The sequence below is a fragment of the Lactobacillus gasseri ATCC 33323 = JCM 1131 genome (assembly GCF_000014425.1).
GTDB lineage: Bacteria > Bacillota > Bacilli > Lactobacillales > Lactobacillaceae > Lactobacillus > Lactobacillus gasseri.
The window spans coordinates 1,211,515-1,233,656 of the sequence record NC_008530.1 but is presented as its reverse complement, the minus strand read 5'-3'; the positions used below and the strand labels follow the sequence as shown (position 1 = coordinate 1,233,656).

The 22,142-nt window shown below is 34.8% G+C and carries 21 protein-coding genes and 1 other annotated feature; of the genes, 15 read left to right on the top strand and 6 right to left on the bottom strand.

Translation table 11 applies throughout. The features are described from left to right. Positions 1 to 24: 24 nt before the first annotated feature. From LGAS_RS06045 to rpsD, 5 genes are all read right to left on the bottom strand, one after another. Positions 25 to 504, bottom strand: coding sequence for a universal stress protein (locus LGAS_RS06045; protein WP_003647080.1), 480 nt, complete (start codon positions 502 to 504; stop codon positions 25 to 27). 57 nt (positions 505 to 561) lie between these two features. Then, positions 562 to 846: a hypothetical protein gene (locus LGAS_RS06040; RefSeq protein ID WP_003647081.1), complete on the bottom strand. Its 285-nt coding sequence runs from the start codon at positions 844 to 846 to the stop codon at positions 562 to 564. A 284-nt stretch (positions 847 to 1,130) separates the two neighbouring features. Continuing rightward, positions 1,131 to 2,429, bottom strand: a complete 1,299-nt coding sequence (locus tag LGAS_RS06035) for a replication-associated recombination protein A (protein ID WP_003647082.1) — start codon at positions 2,427 to 2,429, stop codon at positions 1,131 to 1,133. Between the two features lie 2 nt (positions 2,430 to 2,431). Beyond that, positions 2,432 to 2,896, bottom strand: a complete 465-nt coding sequence (locus LGAS_RS06030; RefSeq protein ID WP_003654343.1) for a YueI family protein — start codon at positions 2,894 to 2,896, stop codon at positions 2,432 to 2,434. Between the two features lie 118 nt (positions 2,897 to 3,014). Then, entirely contained in the window at positions 3,015 to 3,626 is a 612-nt protein-coding gene (gene rpsD / locus LGAS_RS06025) for a 30S ribosomal protein S4 (protein WP_003647084.1), read from the bottom strand. Between the two features lie 280 nt (positions 3,627 to 3,906). On the opposite strand from rpsD, the gene ezrA reads away from it, so the two are divergent. The 13 genes from ezrA (at position 3,907) to mreD (ending at position 20,921) form a co-directional block, all read left to right on the top strand. Beyond that, a complete protein-coding gene (ezrA, locus tag LGAS_RS06020; RefSeq protein WP_025012209.1) occupies positions 3,907 to 5,637 on the top strand; it encodes a septation ring formation regulator EzrA in 1,731 nt (576 codons plus the stop codon). A gap of 89 nt (positions 5,638 to 5,726) precedes the next feature. Beyond that, positions 5,727 to 6,881 carry a cysteine desulfurase family protein gene (locus LGAS_RS06015; protein ID WP_003647085.1) on the top strand — a complete coding sequence of 385 codons (1,155 nt, stop codon included), beginning with the start codon at positions 5,727 to 5,729 and terminating at the stop codon, positions 6,879 to 6,881. Positions 6,882 to 6,890: 9 nt separating this feature from the next. Continuing rightward, positions 6,891 to 8,108 (top strand): tRNA uracil 4-sulfurtransferase ThiI, encoded by a 1,218-nt coding sequence (thiI, locus tag LGAS_RS06010; RefSeq protein ID WP_003647086.1) that lies wholly within the window; start codon positions 6,891 to 6,893, stop codon positions 8,106 to 8,108. Between the two features lie 50 nt (positions 8,109 to 8,158). Next, positions 8,159 to 8,860 carry a pseudouridine synthase gene (locus tag LGAS_RS06005; RefSeq protein ID WP_003652482.1) on the top strand — a complete coding sequence of 234 codons (702 nt, stop codon included), beginning with the start codon at positions 8,159 to 8,161 and terminating at the stop codon, positions 8,858 to 8,860. 12 nt (positions 8,861 to 8,872) lie between these two features. After that, complete coding sequence (locus LGAS_RS06000; protein ID WP_003647088.1) at positions 8,873 to 9,976, top strand: glycerophosphodiester phosphodiesterase; 1,104 nt, start codon at positions 8,873 to 8,875, stop codon at positions 9,974 to 9,976. A gap of 211 nt (positions 9,977 to 10,187) precedes the next feature. Further along, complete coding sequence (locus LGAS_RS05995; protein WP_003647089.1) at positions 10,188 to 12,815, top strand: cation-translocating P-type ATPase; 2,628 nt, start codon at positions 10,188 to 10,190, stop codon at positions 12,813 to 12,815. A 41-nt stretch (positions 12,816 to 12,856) separates the two neighbouring features. Continuing rightward, positions 12,857 to 13,065, top strand: a binding site (T-box leader). A 40-nt stretch (positions 13,066 to 13,105) separates the two neighbouring features. Then, positions 13,106 to 15,745, top strand: a complete 2,640-nt coding sequence (locus tag LGAS_RS05990; RefSeq protein WP_003647090.1) for a valine--tRNA ligase — start codon at positions 13,106 to 13,108, stop codon at positions 15,743 to 15,745. A gap of 2 nt (positions 15,746 to 15,747) precedes the next feature. Further along, the gene (locus LGAS_RS05985; protein ID WP_003647091.1) at positions 15,748 to 17,007 is read left to right on the top strand and encodes a bifunctional folylpolyglutamate synthase/dihydrofolate synthase; all 1,260 of its coding nucleotides are present in this window, start codon (positions 15,748 to 15,750) and stop codon (positions 17,005 to 17,007) included. Then, a complete protein-coding gene (locus LGAS_RS05980; protein WP_003652489.1) occupies positions 17,004 to 17,684 on the top strand; it encodes an HAD family hydrolase in 681 nt (226 codons plus the stop codon). The genes LGAS_RS05985 and LGAS_RS05980 overlap by 4 nt, the downstream gene beginning before the upstream one ends. Positions 17,685 to 17,722: 38 nt before the next feature. After that, positions 17,723 to 18,334 (top strand): JAB domain-containing protein, encoded by a 612-nt coding sequence (locus LGAS_RS05975; RefSeq protein ID WP_003652491.1) that lies wholly within the window; start codon positions 17,723 to 17,725, stop codon positions 18,332 to 18,334. A 136-nt stretch (positions 18,335 to 18,470) separates the two neighbouring features. After that, positions 18,471 to 19,472: a rod shape-determining protein gene (locus LGAS_RS05970; protein WP_003647093.1), complete on the top strand. Its 1,002-nt coding sequence runs from the start codon at positions 18,471 to 18,473 to the stop codon at positions 19,470 to 19,472. Positions 19,473 to 19,536: 64 nt separating this feature from the next. Next, positions 19,537 to 20,388 carry a rod shape-determining protein MreC gene (mreC, locus tag LGAS_RS05965; protein WP_003652493.1) on the top strand — a complete coding sequence of 284 codons (852 nt, stop codon included), beginning with the start codon at positions 19,537 to 19,539 and terminating at the stop codon, positions 20,386 to 20,388. Then, positions 20,388 to 20,921: a rod shape-determining protein MreD gene (mreD, locus tag LGAS_RS05960; RefSeq protein WP_003647094.1), complete on the top strand. Its 534-nt coding sequence runs from the start codon at positions 20,388 to 20,390 to the stop codon at positions 20,919 to 20,921. Before mreC ends, mreD begins: the two co-directional genes overlap by 1 nt. A gap of 46 nt (positions 20,922 to 20,967) precedes the next feature. On the opposite strand, the gene LGAS_RS09480 is transcribed toward mreD, so the two are convergent. Then, on the bottom strand, positions 20,968 to 21,096 hold the full coding sequence (locus tag LGAS_RS09480) for a DUF4044 domain-containing protein (RefSeq protein WP_003648594.1): 129 nt from the start codon (positions 21,094 to 21,096) through the stop codon (positions 20,968 to 20,970). 98 nt (positions 21,097 to 21,194) lie between these two features. Between LGAS_RS09480 and LGAS_RS05955 the strand changes: the two genes are divergently transcribed. Both LGAS_RS05955 and mraZ read left to right on the top strand, forming a co-directional pair. Beyond that, entirely contained in the window at positions 21,195 to 21,530 is a 336-nt protein-coding gene (locus LGAS_RS05955) for a DUF3397 domain-containing protein (protein ID WP_003647096.1), read from the top strand. Positions 21,531 to 21,710: 180 nt separating this feature from the next. Further along, positions 21,711 to 22,142, top strand: coding sequence for a division/cell wall cluster transcriptional repressor MraZ (gene mraZ / locus LGAS_RS05950; RefSeq protein WP_003647097.1), 432 nt, complete (start codon positions 21,711 to 21,713; stop codon positions 22,140 to 22,142).

The window sequence follows — 22,142 nt, the reverse complement described above, 5'->3', positions numbered from 1 at the left end:
TGACAAGGTCTTTTTTTGGTACCGTTAGTTTTCTTGATTTTTCTTAATATCTTCATTTTGTGCGGCCGGTTGACGGATTACTAGAACATCGCAAGCTGCAGTCCGAGTAACGTATTCTGTAATACTACCAATTAAAAGTCTTTCAACAGCGTTTAAACCAGTGGCACCTAGAATAATTAAATCAATATTATGTTCTTCAGGAAATTCATGAGCAATGATGTTCTTTGGAGAACCAAATTCGATTGAGTAATGAACATTTTTAACACCGGCATCCTTTGCACGGTTATAATATTCTTCGATTTTAGTTTTTGCCTCTTCAGATACTTGTTCAACCATTGCAGAATCAAAGCTGGAAACATCTTGAAAGGCACGAGTATCTACTACGTGAAGAATTTCAAGAGTAGCACCATTTCTTTTTGCTACTTCAACAGCTTTGCTAAATGCAACGTCAGCTTCTTTAGAACCATCTACGGCAACTTGGATATGTTGATATTGTTTTAACATGTTGATCACCTCTCCACCAATATTTTACCAAAATTTGATTTAAATAGAGTAATAAAACTATTCATTTAAATTCATAAAGGTGAAAGAGAAAATTGAAATAGCCATTGCAGCAATGATCAAGGTGATGAAATTAAATATTTTGGGTAATGTAAACAAGATAATAATTCCGACAATCCCAGTTAAAACCAAAACCAAACTTGTTACTGAAAATAAGGTGTTGATTTTTCTATTTCCAATAAAAGTAAAAATGATAAATTGTCCCTTATTTTTACTTCTAATTAAATACCAAGCTGTAATAAATACTAATAATATAAAAATTAGCATTAAGACTTTTAATACCACTTATGTAATCCTCACTTAATAAAAAAAGCGGCTTGCGCCGCTTCCTTGAATTTCAATGGAATCTGAGTTGACTGCAACGTAATGACGCTTGTTGAACCCGCAGTGTTCAATATTTGAATCTATGTCGCAGTGAATATGGATCCTAGATCAGACTAGTATTCCGATTCAGATGTTATTCATAAATTCCAACGTCTTTAGTTTGATCGGTCAACTTTGTAATTAGGTTGATCAACTCAGATCAACTATATTCTAGCAAAGATACAGTTAATGTCAATAAATTGAATTTACTTTTGTAGGCCATCATGTTGCATCTTTTTAAGACGAAGATACTGTTTTTTTAGCGCGTCTTCTATTTTTGAATTACCCTTAGGTTTAAAATAAGATACATTTTTCAAATTATTAGGTAGATATTGTTGAGCAACCCAATCTCCTTGGTAATCATGTGGATAAATATATGAAACCCCATGATTTAAGTTTTGTGCTCCTTTATAATGTGCATCTTTTAAACTATCAGGTATAGAATAATTTTGCTTATTTTGAATGTCACTTATTGCAGAATCAATTGCAACAATTGCACTATTACTTTTAGGAGATAAGCAAAGTTCAATAACCGCATTCGATAAAATAATACGTGCTTCCGGTAGACCAACCATTTGTGCAGCTTGAACTGCATTAACGACGCGGCTGCATGCTGGAGGATTGGCGAGGCCGATATCTTCATATGCAATTACTAATAAACGCCTACAAATTGCTACTAAATCACCTGATTCACAAAGATTACCTAAATAATAGAGGGCAGCATCAGTATCAGAGCCACGAATTGATTTTTGAAATGCAGATAGTAGATCATAATGGCCATCACCACTTGAATCGTAATTTTGGGACTTAAATTGAATGGAATCTTGCATTTCTGCTTTATCAATAATCAGTTTATCTTTATGAGATTTAGATTTTTTCTCTTGATCAGTTGATAAAACTGCTAATTCTAACGCATTAAGAGTGCATCTTAAGTCGCCATTTCCTTTATCTATTAATAGATTACGAGCATCTTTTGTTAGTTCAACATTGTACTTTCCTAAGCCATTTTCAGAATCGGTCAGCGCACGATCGATTGCCTTCGAGATATCGGTACTTTTAAGTCGATGCAATTCAAAAATCTGACATCTAGATCGAATAGCAGGGGAGATGGATATATATGGATTCTCTGTTGTTGCTCCAATTAAAATAATATTACCTGATTCTAAAAGTGGAAGAAGAAAATCTTGCTTGGTCTTATCCAGTCGATGAATTTCGTCTAAAAGAAGGATAACTGTGCCACTCATTTTTCCTTCTTCAGCAACAATTTGAAGATCTTTTTTCGTATCTGTTGCTGCGTTAAGCTTTCTAAAAGCATATTTGGTAGAACCAGCAATGGCACTGGCAATACTAGTTTTTCCAATGCCTGGTGGACCATAAAGGATCATTGAAGATAATAGCTTAGCCTCAACCATTCTTCTAATTATTTTTTTATTTCCTACTAAATGTTCTTGTCCAACAACTTCATCTAGATTCTTAGGGCGCATACGATAAGCAAGAGGTTTCATTTTTAATCCTTTTTTCTAAATAATCTATTCCAGAAACTTTCTTTTTTCGGCTCAGAAAGTTGTTCATGAGGAGCTTCTGGAGCATAAACTTGATTAATCTCGATCCGGTAATGATTAATAGCGGTTTTTGAAACTACTAAAACACCAGTAGCGTTTGGCTCATCTTTTGCTGTATCATCATTTATTAAGGTGAATTTTATATCTTGCTGTGAACATAAACCCATTAGTTTGTTAATAAAATTGTTTTGAGGCATTTTCCCATTGATTAAAATGGTATAACCCTTGAAATCATTAATGTGTTTTAAAAATAGGGTATCTAATGCTTGGTTATTTGTTTCTTCTACAGTCATTCGTACTAAAACTCGTTCTCGTAAAGAGCCTAAATATCTTCTTCGCTCATCTGGACGAGTTTGAGGAGTAATCCCCTTAGCAGCATTTTCTAGTCGTGTATTTAAATCTTTAGTCATAATTTTGTTTTCCTTTTTCTGGTTAAAAGCTTTATTCTTAGTGTAGCAAAGTAGAAGAGGAGAAAACAAAAAAGTCTTCCCACAATTGGAAAGACTTTTTGTAATGAAGCAGTAAATATTAAAGCTTCTTGTTGTACCATTCAACGATAAGAGCTTCATCAACTTCTGGTTCCATTTCGTCACGTTCTGGAAGACGAACTAAAGTACCAGTCATCTTGCTGTCGTCAAATGAAACAAATGGTGGACGTGATACAACTGCATCTAAAGCGTCCTTAACTTGTTGCAAGTTCTTTGACTTATCTCTTAAGCTGATTTCTTGACCAACTTTAACTTCGTATGAAGGAATGTCAACACGCTTGCCATCTACTAAGATGTGACCGTGGTTAACAAGTTGTCTAGCTTGTTCTCTAGTTGAAGCTAAACCTAAACGGTAAACGATGTTGTCTAAACGTCTTTCAAGTAAAGCCATAAAGTTAACACCGTGCTTACCTTCACGAATCTTGCCAGCACGGATGAATAAGTTTTGGAATTGACGTTCATTTAAACCAAACATCCAACGTAACTTTTGCTTTTCCTTTAATTGTTGACCATATTCAGAAACCTTAGCACGGTTGTTAGGACCATGATCACCAGGTGCGTAGTTACGACGGCTAATTTCCTTACCAGTACCTGAAAGTGAGATACCTAAGCGTCTTGAACGTTTCCAACTTGGACCAGTATATCTTGACATAAAAAAATCCTCCATAAAAAATAATAATTTTTTGGAGTAAAATATGAGAAATAAGTTCAACATTCGTGCATCTCAAGTTGCATATTTCGCCCAGTGCAGCGCGGGTTACTCGTTCACTAAACGCCTCAAGATGTTGACGTTCTTGTCACTTATTGCTGCAAATATTTTACACGAAGACTATTATAGTAAGAAATATAATTTAAAGCAAGTAAAAGTAAGGATTTTCTAGCTGGGATTGAGATGAAGTCTGGTATAATTAATATGGAAGATGGAGGGTATTATGTCATCAGGGTTATCTATTCTTATTATTGTAATATTAATTGCTATAATTGCTGCAATTGCTACAGTTGTTATTCTTAATAAATATTTTAATCACCAGATTGCAGAACTAGATGCGTTAACTGATGAGTTAAAAGATTTGAGTGTTGAAGAAGACATCAAGCGTCTACAAAAGATGGAATTAGCCGGTAAAAGTTTAGAGACTTTTAAAAGATGGCAAAAGGTATATCAAAAAGTTGACACTAAAGACGTTGGAGAATTAAAGCACCTTCTTGAACAAGCGGCTGGACTTAATGCAAAGTTTAATCTAATAAAAACGCATCAATTAATTAAAGAAGCAACCGAGTTATTGCAAACTAATCAAGATAATGTTGAACGTAGTAAACAAATATTTACTAATTTATTAGAAGCAAATCGTGATAATCAAAAACACTATGCTGCATTATCAAAAGATTATCAACAATTGCGTAAGAAGATTTTGTCACAGTCATTTAATTATGGAAATGCAATTGATCAAATTGAAGAAGATTTAGCGACCTTAGAAAGTGATTTTCAGACTGCTAAGAATTTGTCAGGTGAAGGGGATCATGAAGAAGCTAAAAAAGTATTGACTAAGATTGATACCAAACTTACATCATTGAAGACTGATCTTCCTAAAGTAGAGAACTTTGACCAAGAATTAAAGAATGTTTTTCCAGATCAACTCAATGAGCTCAGCAATACTTATCGTCAAATGGTAAAAGATAAGTATAAGATTACAGAGATTGATGTTTTAGAAGAGATTAAAAGCTTAAGGGAATTAGTTGATGATAATAAAAAGAGCCTCAATAAACTGGATCTTGCGAAGGTTGAGAAGAGTAATAAAGAAGTAAGTACAAGAATCGATAGTTTGTACGATATTCTTACTAAGGAATTTAAAGCACGCCCATTTGTTGACAATAACCAAGATAAAATCGTGCAAATTCTCTCCCATATGGGGAATGCATCTAATCAACTCGTAGCTAAATTAGAACATGTTGATCAGAGCTATGAATTAACTCATGGTGAACTTGCCGAAGCTAGACAATTAAAAAGTCAGGTTAGCCGGATGAATGCTGATTTTGATGTTGATTGTCAAGAAATTGCTGACGGTGATGGTGTTTACTCACAAATTGAAAACAAGTGGTTAACAATGCTTGATAATTTAAAGAAAATTGAAAAGACTGAAAAGAGACTTTCGGGTGATGTAGACGGATTATTTGATGCAGAAAAAATTGCCAACGATTCTATTATTCATTTCAAACAAGAAATTTCTTTAGTTTATCGAAAAGTTGAACGGCGTAGATTACCTGGAAAACCTGAGAGCTTCATTCAAATGTATACTTTAGTCTTAAATGAAGTTAAGCATACAGATAATGAATTGAATCAAGTTAGAATAAATATGGAAAAAATATCTAGCGAATTGATTCAAATTCAAGAAGATATAGAGCGCTTAAAGAAAGAAGCCGATGAGATTCTAAATTCCGCTGATCTAGTTGAGCTAACTATGCAATATTCTAATAAGTATATTTCAAATCCAGAAATTAAGCGTGCTCGTAAAGAAGCTTATGACTTATATCAAAATAAATATGAATATAAGGAAGCACTAGACGTAATTGCAACTGCCTTAGAGAAGGTTGAACCTGGAAGTTATCAAAGAATTGAAAAAGAGTATTATAGCGAGCAGGAAGAAGCAGAAGAAGAAGAAGAGTAAATGATTGAAGCAATAGACTTTTTAAGTTAGTATTTTATATGATTATCAAACGGCCATTTTAATGGTCGTTTTTTAGAGGAGAAAGAAAATTGATCTATTTTGATAATAGTGCTACAACTGCTGTCTATCCTGCAGTTTTGGAAACGTATGACAAGGTAACAAAGGATATTTGGGGAAATCCTTCAAGTCTACACAAAATGGGGGATCGTTCACATCAACTTTTAGAAGCTTCCAGAAAGCAAATTGCTAGTTTGTTAAATGTAAAACCACATGAAATCTTTTTTACTTCAAGTGGAAGTGAATCAGATAATTGGGCCATTAAAGGAACAGCTTTAGCTAAGAAAGAATTTGGTAATCATATTATTACTTCAAGTGTTGAGCATGCTGCTGTTTTGAACTCAGTCCGTGCCCTTGAAGATTTAGGCTTTCGCGTGACTGTTTTACCAGTTAATAAGAATGGTCAAGTTAATCCAGATGATTTGAAAGCTGCCTTGGATAAAGAAACTATTTTAGTCTCAATTATGGGCGTGAATAATGAAATTGGTACAATTCAGCCAATTAAAGAAATTAGTAAGGTATTAGAAGATTATCCTAATGTTACTTTTCACGTTGATAATGTCCAAGCTTTAGGAAAAGATATTTGGGATGAAGTATTTACAGATAGAGTTGATTTAATGAGTTTATCAGCTCATAAATTTCATGCACCTCGTGGAGTTGGTATTCTTTATAAAAAAGAAGGCAAGATGATCAAACCGTTAATTGATGGTGGTGGTCAAGAAAAAGGCTTGCGTTCTAGTACAGAAAACTTACCTGCAATTGCGGCAACAGCCAAAGCAATGCGGCTATACTTATCAGATGAAAAGAAGAATGCTGAAAAAGAGTTAGCAGTTAAAAAGAAAATTATTTCCTATCTTGATGGAAAGCCAGGAATTCATATTTTCTCTCCGATAAATGATAAATTTATTCCAAGTATCTTGTGTTTCTCTTTAGAAGGTATTCGAGGAGAAACTTTGGTTCATACGCTTGAATCTAAGGACATTTATGTTTCGACTACTAGTGCTTGTTCTTCAAGAAGTGGCGTTGAGAGCGGAACTTTAAATGCAATGAAGGTTGAAGATGATCTAGCAACTGGTGCGATTAGATTAAGTTTCGACCCAAGTAATACTATTGAAGAAGCCGAGCAATTTATTTCAGTTTTTGATAAAATATATAAGCACTTCGCTGAAATTAATCATTTGAAATAAGGTGAAAATATGCAATATACAGAAGTAATGGTTCGCTATGGCGAGCTATCCACTAAAGGAAAAAATCGTAAAGATTTTATTGGAAGATTAGCTGGTAACGTAACTAGAGCTTTACAAGATTTCCCAGAAATTGAAATACATCCTAAACATGATCGAATGCACATTGTTTTAAATGGAGCTCCATTTGATAAAATCGATCAGCGATTAAAGCTTGTTTTTGGTATTCAAACTTATTCGCCAACCATAAAAGTTGAAAAGAATCTTGATGCTATCAAAAAAGCTTCACTTGAATTAATGCAAGCGACTTTTAAGGATGGAATGACTTTTAAAGTTAATACTAGACGTAGTGACCATGAATTTGAATATGACACTAATCAATTAAACACTATGATTGGTGATTACTTATTTGATAATATGGATAACTTAAAGGTAAAAATGAAGAAGCCTGATTTAGTCTTGAGAATTGAAGTTCGCCAAGATGCTATCTATATTTCAAATCAACTTCTTCATGGTGCAGGTGGGATGCCAGTTGGTACGGCAGGAAGAGCAGTGATGATGCTTTCAGGTGGAATTGATTCACCAGTAGCTTCTTATCTCGCAATGAAGCGTGGAGTTGAAATTGATATGGTTCACTTCTTTAGTCCACCATATACTACAGAAAAAGCGCTAGCTAAAGCAAAGGAACTTACTGGAATTTTAGCTAACTATTCCGGAAAGATTAATTTTATTGCAGTACCTTTTACTGAAATTCAAGAACAAATTAAAGAAAAATTGCCAGAAGGTTATTTGATGACCATTCAGCGTCGCTTTATGCTTCAACTAGCAGATCGTATTCGTGCAAAGCGTGGTGGTTTAGCAATTTTTAATGGAGAGTCAGTTGGTCAAGTAGCTTCACAAACCTTAGAGTCAATGGTAGCGATTAATGATGTTACTTCGACACCTGTCCTTCGTCCTGTAGCCACAATGGATAAAACTGAAATCATTAAGCTAGCTGAACAAATTGGTACTTTTGATCTTTCTATTGAACCATTTGAAGATTGTTGTACTATTTTTGCGCCACCTCGTCCAAAGACTAAGCCTAAGCTAGATGAGGCTCGTAAGTTAGAAAATAGACTTGATGCCGAGAAAATGATTCAACGCGCAATTGATGGAATGAAAATTACACCAATTTATCCAAATCAAAAATTCTTGGATGATAAGGCTCAAGAAGATGCAGACTTATTGTAAAAAAGTGCTAGCAATTGCTAGTGCTTTTTTTGTTTGAGAAAGATATAGAAATGAGAATTGATAAGTATTTAGCTAACATGAATGTTGGCTCGCGTAAAGAAGTTCACAGTCTTATTAAAAAGAAAGTTGTGACAGTTAATGGAGAACTGGTAACTATCCCAAAACAACAAGTTAAAGAAACTGATTTGGTAGCAGTTGATGGAAATAAAATTGCATATCAACAGTATCATTATTTTTTATTAAATAAGCCTAAGGGTGTAATTTCAGCAACTGAAGATAGAAGTCAGCAGACAGTTATTTCATTGCTTAAAACTAAAGATCGTTATCAAGGTATTGCCCCAGTAGGTAGATTAGATAAAGATACTACAGGCTTGTTGCTTTTAACAAATGATGGAGCTTTAGCACACGAACTGCTTGCTCCAAATAAACATGTTGCAAAAGTATATCGAGCAAAAATTGCTGGTGTTCCAGATCCAGAAACTGCTAAGAAATTTGCTCAAGGGCTGATTTTAGGTGACGGAACTAAGTTGAAGCCGGCGAAATTAAAGATTTTAAAACAGGATCAAGATAATAATCTGTCGCAAATCGAGATTCAAATTCAAGAAGGAAAATATCATCAAATTAAGCGAATGTTTGGAGCAGTTGGCATGAAAGTCTTGGAACTAGATCGGGTTTCAATGGGTAAATTGCATTTACCTGCTGATTTAAAGCGTGGAGAATATAAAGAGATTGATCTAGCTGAAATTAAGTAAGAAAATTTAAATATGAAAAAAATCATTTTTGTAATTTTCTTTATTTTAGTTTTCCCTTTTACCTGTGGATTTTTGAATATTGCACATCGCGGAGACAATGAACAGGGGAAGTTTGCTGAACATAGTTGGATTGCTTATGATCGAGCACTTTGCGCACAAGTTGATTATTTAGAACTTGATTTACAAAAGACAACAGACAATGTTTTAGTAGTAAGTCATGATGATAATTTAAGTAGAGTTTTTGGTATTGATAAAACTATTGCCAATCATTCGTATCAAGAATTGCTTTCATATAAAAACCAAAATGGTGAATCTCTTCATAGTCTTGAGGATGTATTTAAACGTTATCAAAATTCAAATGTGAAATTTATGATTGAACCTAAAGACGATAGTGAAGAAGACATTAAGCTATTACTTAATTTAATCAGACAATATCATTTAGAAAATCGCGTTTTATTAGAGTCATTTTCTAAAAGCGCTTTGATGAAAATCTCTAAAATTAATCCTCAAATTCCAACGACGCAACTAGCTGGTGAAGTTAATTTACCACCTTCAACGCAATATTATGCTAATAATTTTTATTCAACAAAAGTGGCTAACTACTTAAGTGAGCATAATAAAAGATATTTACTCTGGGGCGTTAATAAAAAAACGCAAATGAAGCAGTATTTGCAGCCGGGTGAAAATGTGTCAGGGTTATTAACTGACTACCCAGTTGAATTAGCAAAGCTCCTGCATAAAAGTGATATTTTTAAAAGAAATTATGAAGCTATTTCTTTTCCTAGTAAATTAATTTCTGGTCTGATGTACTTGAAAAATGGAAGTTCAGTTAATGTTGATCAAGTTAAAATTAAAAATAATCAACTTTTTTATCATGTTAAGCCTAATATTTGGCTTAGTGATCATGATTTAAAGAATTCTGATCACTTTGCACCTAAAGCACAGACCGGAAAAATTAAACTTCGAAAAGAAGCAATGGTTTATACAGATCCTTTTTTTAAAAAATATGCTGGAAAGAAGCTGCCAAAAGAAAGCACGTGGAATTATTTTGCAGTGAAAAAAGTTGACGGGAAAACTGCTTATAATTTGGGTGGTTCGCAATGGGTAAAACAATAAAGTTTTAATTGCTAGTTTATTCAAAACATGATAAAATTATAAGCAATATATAGGGAGTAACCGGCATAAGGTGTATTTATGGCGTCAAAACGAAATTAATTTTTCCGCTGTAAGTTTAAATGGTGAGACTATTGACTAAACATTTTTTGTTCAGACAATGGTCTCTTTTTTTATGCCAAAGTCTGGTTTTCCTATTAGATGGAGGGTTTAAGTGAAAGCATACTATCGTGAAAGCAAAGAAGAGCTTATCAAAGAATTAGGAGCTAATGAAGAGCAGGGGCTAACTAATAAAGCTGCTCAAGAAAAATTAACGCAAGTAGGACCAAACGCTTTAGTAGAAGGCAAGAAAAAAAGTGTTTTAGAAGTCTTTCTAGAGCAATTTAAAGACTTAATGGTCATTATTTTGATTGTTGCCGCTGTGATTTCTGCATTTACTGGCAATTTAGAAAGTACAGCAGTTATTATTGTCGTTTTAATTTTGAACGCAATTTTAGGAACGGTACAACATGTTAAAGCTGAAAAATCATTAGAAGCTTTAAAATCTTTGTCAGCACCTGTGGCAAAAGTTTTAAGGGATGGTAAAAAAAAAGAAATTGCCGCAAAAGATGTTGTTCCTGGCGATATTCTTTTACTTGAGGCAGGAGATCTAGTTACTGCTGATGGTAGGATTTTAGATAACTTTTCATTACAAGTAAATGAAAGTTCCCTAACTGGTGAATCAACTAATATTGATAAGTTAGATACAACATTTGATAAAGAAGTTCCTTTGGGTGATCGAGTAAACATGGTTTACTCTAGTTCGCTTGTAACGTATGGACGCGCAAATATTTTGGTTACAGCAACTGGAATGGATACTGAAATTGGTAAGATTGCCACCTTGATGAACGAAACTAAGGAGCGTAGAACGCCTCTTCAAGTTTCACTTGATCAATTTTCATCGCGCTTGGCAACTGCAATTTTAATTTTCTGTGCCTTAATCTTAGGACTTCAAATGTGGCGTGGTCAGCCTTTACTAGATGCGTTATTATTTGCAGTAGCACTAGCTGTTGCAGCTATTCCAGAAGCTTTGAGTTCAATTGTTACAATTGTTCAAGCTATGGGAACTCAAAAAATGGCTAAGGAACATGCTATTATCAAAAATTTAGCAGCAGTTGAATCACTAGGTTCAGTTTCAGTAATCTGTTCTGATAAAACCGGTACTTTAACTCAAAATAAAATGACTGTTGAAGATATTTATATTGGCGGCGAAGTTCTTAAGCCAGAAGAACTTAATCTAAGTAATCAATTGCACCGCTATTTACTATACGATGTAGTTTTGAATAATGATGCTAGTTTGTCAGATGGAAAGAAGATTGGTGACCCAACAGAATCAGCTTTGCTTGAAATGTATCGCAAAGTTCCAGGCATTAATCTTGGGAATGGAAAGTTAGGTTTATCGGAAAGTGAATTAAGAAATCACTTGGATCGCTTAGAGGAAGTACCATTTGACTCTGACCGTAAGTTAATGAGTACTAAGCATCTAATTCATACTATTCCAACAATTTTTGTTAAAGGAGCAATCGATGTCTTGCTTAAGCGCTGCATTAATATTCGTTTTGGGGATGAAGTGCGGCCACTAACTGAGCAAGACCGAAAAAATATTTTGGCTCAAAATAATCATTTTTCAGAGAATGGGTTAAGAGTATTGGCTTTTGCTTATAAGGAAAGCGATGAAGAATTATCTACTGATACTGAAAAAGACTTGACTTTCATTGGTTTAGTTTCAGAAATGGATCCACCGCGAGAAGAAAGCGTCGCAGCCGTTGCTCGCGCAAAAGAGGCCGGTATTAGAACAGTGATGATTACGGGTGATCATAAGGTTACTGCAGTAGCAATTGCTAAAAAGATTGGTATCTTTACAGATGGAGACTTGGCATTAACTGGCTTAGAATTAGATGCCCTAAGCGATGAAGAATTAGATCAACAAATCGAAAAAGTTGCAGTATATGCTCGTGTTTCTCCAGAAAATAAGATCAGAATTGTTAATGCCTGGCAAAGAAAGAACCACATTGTATCAATGACTGGTGATGGTGTTAATGACGCACCGGCTCTTAAAAAAGCTGACGTTGGAGTTGCCATGGGAATTACTGGTACTGAGGTATCTAAAGATGCCGCAAGTATGATCTTAACTGACGATAACTTTGCTACAATTATCAAGGCTGTCGCTAATGGTAGAACTGTTTATGAAAATATCAAAAATGCAATTGGCTACTTACTATCAGGTAACTTATCGGCAATTATTACAGTTCTTTTTGCCTCAATTGCCGGATTGCCAGTACCATTTGTTGCAGTACAACTTTTATTCATCAACTTAGTGACTGACTCTCTTCCAGCTTTAGCGATTGGAATGGAGCCAGGAAATCCGGATATTTTAAAACGTAAACCACGTGATCCTAAAGCTAGCTTGTTAGACAAACCATTTGTTACTCAAATAAGTACGCAAGGCTTCTTAATTTCATTGAGTGTCATTGCAGCCTTCTTAATTGGTTTGAAAGATAGTCCTGCAATTGCATGTACAATGGCATTCTCAACCCTAACCTTTGCCCGTTTACTTCATGGCTTTAATTGCCGCTCACAACATAGCATTTTTAAAATTGGATTTAAAAACAATTGGTACAGTTTAGCAGCCTTTGCATTGGGCACTGCACTTTTAGCCTTAATTCTCTTTGTACCAGCACTGCATGGCTTATTTGCTGTTCAACCATTAAGTGGACAAGAAGTTTGGCTAATCGTGATTTTAGCAATTATTCCGACAGTTTTAATTCAGTTGGTAAAAGTAATCAGAGAAAATAGAGGTTAATTCTCGCCTTTTCTCTTGTTTTCTTTCATGCTATAATCATAAACAAAGCAGGAATCAAGAGGAGTAAATTCGCATTACAGAGAAAAGTCAGTATGCTGAGAGACTTCAGAATTTTACGAGTAGCTTGATTAGCTGATTAATTGAACTTTAGTAGGTTAATCCGGACACTTCAGCACCGTTATCGCTTATAAGAGAGGTATACAATTGTATACTTAACGTAGGTGGTACCGCGGAAAATTTCGTCCTAGACAATATAAGTTGTCTAGGACTTTTTTATTGGAGGAATTTTAATGACAGATTTAGCACCTAAATATAATCCTAATGAGGTTGAAAAAGGTAGATATCAAGAATGGCTTGATGAGGATCTTTTTAAGCCATCTGGCGATAAAAAGGCTCACCCTTATTCAATTGTTATTCCACCACCAAATGTAACTGGAAAATTACACTTAGGACACGCTTGGGATACCGCAATTCAAGATACATTAATTCGTTTTAAGCGAATGGAAGGGTATGATACTCTTTACCTTCCAGGTATGGATCATGCTGGTATTGCTACTCAAGCTAAAGTGGAAGCAAAGTTGCGTAAACAAGGTAAAGACCGTCACCAAATGGGACGTGAAGCGTTTGTTAAGCAAGTTTGGGACTGGAAAGATGAATATGCAAACATCATCAAAGGTCAATGGGCTAAGATGGGATTATCTCTTGATTACTCAAGAGAACGATTTACTTTAGATAAAGGACTTTCAAAAGCCGTTAGAAAAGTTTTCGTTCAATTATATAACGAAGGACTAATTTATCGCGGTGAATATATTATTAACTGGGATCCAGAATTACAAACTGCTCTTAGTGATATTGAAGTTATTCACAAAGATGACAAGGGTGCATTTTACCATATAAAATATCCATTTGTAGATGGATCTGGTTTTGTTGAAATTGCAACTACTCGTCCTGAAACTATGTTTGGTGATACGGCTGTGGCTGTTGCACCAGGGGATGAACGTTATAAAGATATCGTAGGTAAAGAATTAGTTCTACCACTTGTTGGTCGTCATATTCCAATTATTGAAGACCAACACGTAGATCCAGAATTTGGTACTGGTTTAGTTAAGATTACGCCAGCTCATGATCCTAACGACTTCCAAGTAGGTAACCGTCATAATCTTGAAAGAATTAATGTAATGAATGATGACGGAACTATGAACGAAGAGGCTGGTAAGTATGCTGGTATGGATCGTTTTGAAGCTCGTGAAGCTTTAGTAAAGGACTTAAAGAAAGAAGGTTACTTAATTAAAGTTGAACCAATTGTCCACTCAGTTGGTCACTCGGAGCGTTCAGGCGTTCAAGTAGAACCTAGACTTTCAAAGCAATGGTTCGTAAAAATGAAGCCACTTGCTGAAGAAGTTCTTAAGAATCAAAAGACTGATGGTAAAGTTAACTTTGTCCCAGAGCGATTTGAAGGCACTTTGAATCACTGGATGGAAGATGTTCATGACTGGGTGATTTCTCGTCAATTATGGTGGGGTCACCGAATTCCAGCTTGGTACAACAAGAAGACTGGTGAAACTTATGTTGGCGAAGAAGCACCTAAGGATATTGAAAATTGGGAACAAGATCCAGATGTTTTAGATACTTGGTTCTCAAGCGCTCTTTGGCCATTTTCAACATTGGGCTGGCCAGATACTGATAATCCAGATTTTAAGCGCTACTTCCCAACTAATACTTTAGTTACCGGATATGACATTATTTTCTTCTGGGTATCAAGAATGATCTTCCAAGGTCTTCACTTTACTAAGAAGCGTCCATTTAAAGATGTTGTTTTGCATGGTTTAATGCGAGACGAACAAGGACGTAAGATGAGTAAGTCACTCGGTAATGGTGTCGATCCAATGGATGTTGTAGATAAGTATGGTGCCGATGCTCTACGCTGGTTCTTATTAAACGGTACTGCTCCTGGTCAAGATACGCGTTATGATCCAAAGAAGTTAGCTGCTGCTTGGAACTTTATCAATAAGATTTGGAATGCAAGCCGTTTTGTAATTATGAACTTGCCAGAAGATGCAAAACCTGCTCATATGCCAGACACTACGAAGTTTGATTTAGCAGATAGTTGGATTTTTGATAGATTAAATCATACTGTATCAGAAGTCACCCGTTTATTTGATGAATACAAGTTTGGAGAAGCTGGGCGTGAACTTTATAACTTTATTTGGAATGATTTCTGTGACTGGTACATTGAAATTTCTAAAGTTGCTTTAAATGGCGATGACGAAGAATTAAAAGCTAGAAAGCAAGAAAACTTGATTTGGATTCTTGATCAAATCTTACGTTTAATGCACCCAATTATGCCATTTGTTACTGAAAAGTTATGGCTTTCAATGCCTCATGAAGGCAAGTCAATTATGACTGCTAAATATCCAGAAACTCATGCAGAGTTTGAAAACAAGCAAGCAGACAGCGATATGGCATTCTTGATTGAAGTTATCAAGGCTGTACGTAATATTCGTATGGAAGTTAATGCTCCAATGTCTTCACAAATTGACATCATGATTCAATTGGATGATGAAGCAAATAAACATATTTTGGATGATAACGCTGAATATGTAGAAAACTTTTTACACCCTAAAGATTTACAAGTTGCGGCAGATATTGAAGCACCAAAACTTGCAAAAACTGCCGTAATTCCAGGAGCTCAGATTTTTGTACCGTTAACTGAATTAGTTAATGTTGACGATGAACTTAAGAAGATGGAAAAAGAAGAAAAACGTCTTGAAGAGGAAGTACAAAGAGCTGAAAAGAAACTCGCAAATCAAGGCTTTGTAGCTCATGCTCCTGAAGCAGTTGTAAATAAAGAAAAGGAAAAGAAAGCTGACTATGAAAGTCAACTTGCTGGTGTTCGTGAACGTATGAAAGAATTAAAGGAAAGTAAATAGAAGTGAAATTTACTAATGTTGACCAAGTAATTAACAGAATATATTCTTTGCCTAAGCTGCACCCTAAAAATGATTTGAGCTATATCAAGAGAATTTTGAACCAATTAAATAATCCTCAAGATAGCGTTAAGACAATTCATGTTACCGGGACAAATGGTAAAGGGTCGACATCCTATTATTTGAGTAATCTATTACAAAAGGCCGGTCAAAAGACTGGCCTTTTTGTGTCACCTTATATTTATGAATTTAATGAAAGAATTCAATTAAATAGTAAGAATATAAGTAATAGAGATTTAGTCGAAGTTGCTAATAAAATTGAAGCAGCAATAGAAGAGTTGAAAAAAGTTGATCCTAATTTTTCTTTAGTAACATTTGAATATGAAGTAGCTCTTGCTTTTCAGTTCTTTGCTCAAGAAAAATGTAATTATGCAGTAATTGAGGTTGGAATTGGGGGCGAGCATGATAAGACTAATGTGATTACACCAGAAGTAAGTATCATTACAACTATTGGCTTAGATCATGAAAAAATAATTGGACCAACTTTAGCCGATATTGCTAAGGAGAAAAGTGGCATAATCAAACCAAATAAACCAGTTGTGCTAGGTAATATTCCTCAAGATGTTTTAAGTATTTTACTCAATAAAGCTCAAGCAGAAAATTCAAAGTCATTTTTGTTGGGAAGAGATTTTAAAATTAAGGTGTCTAAAACTGCAATTGAATATCAAGATTCAGAAAAAAGATATCAGTTTTTTAAGCGTCCTTTAGTAGAAGCATATGATATTGGAGTGGCAGTTCAAGCAGTTCAGCTTTTGAATTTACAATTAAATAAACAAAAGATTGAAAGGGCCATTAATAAGACACAAATTCCTGGTAGATACGATATTGTTCAGACTGTGCCTAAAATTATTGTTGATGGGGCACATAATTTGCAGGCGATGACAAATCTTTTGCATTTGATTCGAAAAGAGAACCAAGGTCAGATATATATACTTCTTGGAATGATGAAAGACAAGGATTTAGGGCTAGTCACAAATTTATTCAAAGATGAAAAGGTTACTTTAACTCGGATAGATTATCCTCGAGCTGCGAGATTAGAAGATTTTCCTGCAGAAGCGCAGAAAAAATATAATTATGAAGAAAATTTCAAAATAGCTTATACTAACTTGAAGAATAAATTGAAGCCACATGATATTCTATTAGTGACGGGATCTTTTTATTTGGTTGGTGCAGTTTTAAATTACTGCAAAAGAGGTAAAAAATGAAAGTTGAAAATATTGCTGAACCAATTGAAGGCATCATTTTTGATATGGACGGGTTATTAGTTAATTCTGAAAAGTTATATTGGGATGCAAATATTGTTGCTGCTAAAGAAGCAAATTTAGATATTCCAGATGATAGTTACTTGAAGCTCGTTGGTTCATCGGTTAAAGAAATGGAAGAATTTTATCATCAACATTTTAAGACAGAAGCAGATCGTGATAAGTTTATTAAAAGAACTGATGAACTAGTTTGGGAGTGGACTGATCAAGGAAAACTGAAGCTTCAAGCGGGTGTAAGAGATGCGTTAGTAAAGTTTAAAGAAAAAAAGATCAAACTGGCAATTGCATCAAGTAATTATGATGAAGTAGTGGCTCATAATCTAGAAGTTCTAAAGATAAAGGATTATTTTGATTTTTATCTAAGCTATAAAGATGTTGAAGCAGGAAAAATTAAGGCTAAGCCTGCACCAGATATCTATTTATTGGCAGCTAAAAAGATGCAACTTCCAAAAGATAATTTGTTAGTATTTGAAGATTCTAGCACAGGTGTTGCGTCTGCAAGTGCTGCAGGCTTAAAATGCGTAATGGTACCAGATTTAAAGCAACCAACAACTTTAGATAAAAGGAATGCAACATTAATTTGCAAAGATTTTTACACTTTTCTTAAAAAAATCAAGTAGTTTTTTCGTAATAAATATCAAAGGAGTAATTGATATTTATGAAAAAAGAAGAACTATTGCAAACTGATGTTGATCTAGTAAAAAAGTTGGCTAGATCTTTGAAAGAAAAAGATATTATTACTTTTGATAGTTTATTTAAAAAGCTAGAAGAAGTAGGGATAAATAGCTTTAAGGAATTGTGGCAGTATGCGGCTAGTCCAAAATGCGAAGATGAAATAGCAGTTGTACTGCAGCTCATGTTAGAGCGCGTAAAGGGCGTTAATAATAAAGAAATTGAGAGCCTCTACTCTAGTTCGCAGGTAGGATGTTATATAGCTGACAAGTTATGTGGCCGTCCGCAAGAAGAATTATATGGAATTTATCTTGATTCAAAGAATAAAATTATTGCTGAAAAGTTAATTTTTCAAGGAACAGTAAATAGGGCAGTTGCTCATCCACGAGATATTTTTCGCTGGGCAGTAATTTATAACAGTACGGCCTTTTTTGTGGCTCATAATCATCCAAGTGGGGATGAACAACCATCTCAGCATGATTTACGATTTACTAAGAAATTAGTAGAAGCAAGTAAATGTATGGGAATTGATTTTCTAGATCATTTTATTGTGACTGATAATACTTATTTAAGCTTTCGAGAGATGGAACTTCTTTAAGTCTTCCTTAAGTATGAGCAAATTTTCTTAAAGCAAATTTTTACATTAGATTTTCTATGCTATAATATCTAAGACTAAATAAAGATACGATTTAGGCTAAAATAATTAAAGAGATAAATTTAAGGAGAGATTTTGCGTGTTTGGATTAGGATCTAAAAATATTGGGATTGATTTGGGAACTGCCAACACACTCGTTTATATTGAAGGTAAGGGTATTGTTTTGCGCGAGCCTTCTGTTGTTGCTAAAAATACTCAAACGGGTGAAGTTATTGCTGTTGGTTCAGAAGCCAAAGAAATGATTGGTAGAACTCCCGGCTCAATTGTTGCTATTCGTCCGATGAAAGATGGAGTAATTGCTGACTACGATACAACTGCTGCAATGCTCAAATATTTCATGGAAAAGACTGTGGGTAATTCAAAGCCTGCTGCTATGATCTGTGTGCCTTCAGGTGTAACAGAAGTTGAAAAGAGAGCAGTTATTGACGCGGCTAGAGTTGCAGGTGCACGTGAAGCATACGTGATTGAAGAACCGTTTGCAGCAGCTATTGGTGCTGGTCTTCCTGTTATGGATCCAACCGGCTCAATGGTAGTTGATATTGGTGGTGGAACTACTGATGTTGCAACTATTTCATTAGGTGGTATTGTATCCTCCCGTTCTACTAGAATGGCAGGAGATAAGTTCAATAGTGCAATTGCAACTTACATTCACCAAAACTACAATTTATTAATTGGTGAACGAACTGCTGAAACAATTAAGATTCAGATTGCTTCTGCTTCAGTTGAAAAGGCAAAAGAAATTGAATCAATGAACATTCGTGGTCGTGACCTTGTAACAGGATTGCCAAAATCAATTGATATTGATGCAGAAGATGTTGCAAAGGCAATTCAAGAAGTAGTTCAAAATATTATTGTAGCGATTAAAGAGACTTTGGAAGAAACATCTCCAGAAATCGCTGCGGACGTTATTGACCATGGTATTGTGTTAACAGGTGGTGGAGCTCTTTTGAAGAACTTACCAGAGGTTATTTCAGACGCTACTAAAGTTCCAGTCTTTATTGCTCAAGATCCACTTGATTGTGTTGCAATTGGTACCGGTGAATCTCTCAAAAATATTGAAGTTATGCGTAAGAGACGTTAATTTGGAGACCGGCGTAAAAGCCGGTCTTTTTCTATTAACTTTTAAATTAGGAAGATAGTAGTAGATGAAAAAATTTCTCAAAAACAAAAAGTTATTGACAATTTTCGTACTAGTTATTTTAGTTTTAAGTATGTTATCTATTTCCGTCCGCTTACGTAATAAGAGAGAAACGCCATTCTTAGTTCAAAAAATTGGTAATGATACAGTTTCAATTGTTACAAGAGTAGTGAATTGGCCAATTAATTTGGTTTCTAATGGAGTGGCTAATGTCGAAGATTTATTCAATACTCAAGCTGAAAATGATCATTTAAAAAAACAAATCGATAACCTTGCTCAAACTAAGGCACGGAACAGCTCTTTAGAAGCAGAAAATACGCAATTAAAACAAGCTCTAGAATTAAAGAAGACTTTAACCGACTATACTATCATCAATGGTTCGGTAATTTCTCGTGCTGCGGATACTTGGTCAGATTTATTAGTTATTGATCAAGGTTCAAGAGCTGGAGTCAAGAAAAATATGCCAGTAATGTCTGGTAAAGGCGTAATCGGAAGAGTGGTTGAAGTAAATAGTACAACTTCTAAAGTTGAATTAATTACTACAACTGATAAATCTACAAATAAGTTTGCTGTAGAAGCAGATGCAGCCAATGGTAAAAAGGTGCATGGTGTGATTTCTGTTGAAGGTAACAATCAATTAGCTTTTACTCAAGTGGTTGATGGACAGAAATTAAAGAAAGGCACTCGAGTTTATACTAGTGGAATGGGTGGTTTATCACCGAAAGGTCTTTTAATCGGAACAGTTACAAAGACAACACGAGATACTTTTGGTTTATCAGATGTTGTTGAAATTCAACCAGCTGGTAATCTTAATGATCCATCAGTTGTATCTGTAATTAAGAGAAAGGTTGAAGAGTAATGGCAGAATTACGTCGATGGTATGTTGCCATTGCCTTATTTATGGCGCTAATTTTGGATGGAGTCCTAGCCTATAATTTGCAGACTTTTATCTTTCATCGGGGCTTCTCTGGCAGCTGCTGGCTGACAGTTGTTGGTATTACGCTAATAGCCCTATGCGATGATAAAAATGACGCCAATATCTGGCTTTGCTTGGGCTTAGGATTTATTGCGGACCTTTACTATTTAGGAGTCATTGGTATCTATACTGTAGCATTTCCTTTAATTTGTTTTCTTATTCAACAGAGTGCTCGCTTTCTTCCAGAAGTATTTTGGTTTCGCTTATTAATTTGTTTAGTTGTTTATCTCTGTGTGAGCTTTTATGTTTATCTAACATTAAATATGGTAGGGATGATTCAATTATCTTTTGCAAGTTTTTTAAATAGTATTTTACCTAATTTGCTATGGTGTTTTATCTTAGTTTTGTGTACTTATTGGTTTTGGGTAAAACTTGCTGAAGAGTATCCATTTTTGAAAAAAGAATATTATTTTTAAACAAAAAGGAGTCGCAATTTTGCGACTCCTTTTTTGCATAAAATAATTAAAATTGAAAGACACCAGTTCCGATTAAGGCAGTAGCTACTACACCAAGAAGGGTAATCACTGCCATGAACCAGGCCATAACAATAGTTAATTTTTGAAATCCAGATTTTTTCTTACGTTTTCTCATAGCTGCCTCCTAAATTAATAATTCTAGTTTACCATGATTTTAATTATAATTTTATATTTAATTGAAATAGTTTAAAATAAACTTATTGGAGGTCTTTCATGAATTTTTTGCTTATCTTTTTAGTCCCTTTATGTGGAATTGTTGTTGCAGCTTTTCTGATGAAGCTTTTTCCTAAAGCTCAATTTAGTGGTTATGATATTTTGCCATTTTTTTTCATAGTAGCTTGTCAGCTCTTAACGCAAGAAACTAAGCAACCGTCATTTTTACCTTATGGCTTTTTATTGTATTTTATTTTGGTAGTAATTGTTTCTGTTTATACCGCTATCAAGAATAAAAATATCTCTGTTGCTAAAACTTTAGGTACGTTGTGGCACTATCTGGCTGCTTCATCCATTGTTTGGTATGTAGGACTCATAATTTTGCTGTTATTATAACGTTTTTCCCCACTTTCTTTATTAAAGTTTAAAGTGCTCTTATCCTTGTGATAAGGGCATTTTGTTTTGGATAAAATTATAATTATCATAAAATAACAGAATATCTAAATAAAAAGTGCAAAACTTGTGGTAGAAAGTGGGGAAGTGTGGTAAATTATTCATTGGAAAGGGGGCTAGACCATGTTCATGGGCGAGTATCATCATAATCTCGACAGTAAAGGGCGGCTCATTATACCGGCCAAATTTAGAGACGAGATTGGCGAGAAGATGGTATTTACTCGTGGAATGGAGGGCTGTATTTTTGGCTATCCCATTGAAGAATGGCAAAAAATTGAGGCTAAGTTAGCCAAACTTCCACTGACTAAGAGAAGTGCACGTAAATTTACGCGTCTTTTCTACTCAGGTGCGATGGAGAGTGAGTTCGACAAGCAAGGACGTGTTAATCTGACCATGACGCTGAAAGAGCATGCCGCACTCATTAAGGAATGTGTGATCGTTGGTGTTTCTAATCGAATTGAAATTTGGTCAGCAGAACGCTGGAATGATTTCTCGGAAGAGGCCAATGAGAACTATGACGATATCGCAGAAGACTTGGATGACATCGAGTTATAA

Excerpts from the sequence above, each read along its gene's own strand:
- LGAS_RS06045 (WP_003647080.1), bottom strand. The coding sequence starts at position 504 with ATGTTAAAACAATATCAACATATCCAAGTTGCCGTAGATGGTTCTAAA.
- LGAS_RS06035 (WP_003647082.1), bottom strand. The coding sequence starts at position 2,429 with ATGAAACCTCTTGCTTATCGTATGCGCCCTAAGAATCTAGATGAAGTT.
- LGAS_RS06030 (WP_003654343.1), bottom strand. The coding sequence starts at position 2,896 with ATGACTAAAGATTTAAATACACGACTAGAAAATGCTGCTAAGGGGATT.
- rpsD (WP_003647084.1), bottom strand. The coding sequence starts at position 3,626 with ATGTCAAGATATACTGGTCCAAGTTGGAAACGTTCAAGACGCTTAGGT.
- ezrA (WP_025012209.1), top strand. The coding sequence starts at position 3,907 with ATGTCATCAGGGTTATCTATTCTTATTATTGTAATATTAATTGCTATA.
- thiI (WP_003647086.1), top strand. The coding sequence starts at position 6,891 with ATGCAATATACAGAAGTAATGGTTCGCTATGGCGAGCTATCCACTAAA.
- LGAS_RS06005 (WP_003652482.1), top strand. The coding sequence starts at position 8,159 with ATGAGAATTGATAAGTATTTAGCTAACATGAATGTTGGCTCGCGTAAA.
- LGAS_RS06000 (WP_003647088.1), top strand. The coding sequence starts at position 8,873 with ATGAAAAAAATCATTTTTGTAATTTTCTTTATTTTAGTTTTCCCTTTT.
- LGAS_RS05990 (WP_003647090.1), top strand. The coding sequence starts at position 13,106 with ATGACAGATTTAGCACCTAAATATAATCCTAATGAGGTTGAAAAAGGT.
- LGAS_RS05980 (WP_003652489.1), top strand. The coding sequence starts at position 17,004 with ATGAAAGTTGAAAATATTGCTGAACCAATTGAAGGCATCATTTTTGAT.
- LGAS_RS05975 (WP_003652491.1), top strand. The coding sequence starts at position 17,723 with ATGAAAAAAGAAGAACTATTGCAAACTGATGTTGATCTAGTAAAAAAG.
- mreC (WP_003652493.1), top strand. The coding sequence starts at position 19,537 with ATGAAAAAATTTCTCAAAAACAAAAAGTTATTGACAATTTTCGTACTA.
- mreD (WP_003647094.1), top strand. The coding sequence starts at position 20,388 with ATGGCAGAATTACGTCGATGGTATGTTGCCATTGCCTTATTTATGGCG.
- LGAS_RS09480 (WP_003648594.1), bottom strand. The coding sequence starts at position 21,096 with ATGAGAAAACGTAAGAAAAAATCTGGATTTCAAAAATTAACTATTGTT.
- LGAS_RS05955 (WP_003647096.1), top strand. The coding sequence starts at position 21,195 with ATGAATTTTTTGCTTATCTTTTTAGTCCCTTTATGTGGAATTGTTGTT.
- mraZ (WP_003647097.1), top strand. The coding sequence starts at position 21,711 with ATGTTCATGGGCGAGTATCATCATAATCTCGACAGTAAAGGGCGGCTC.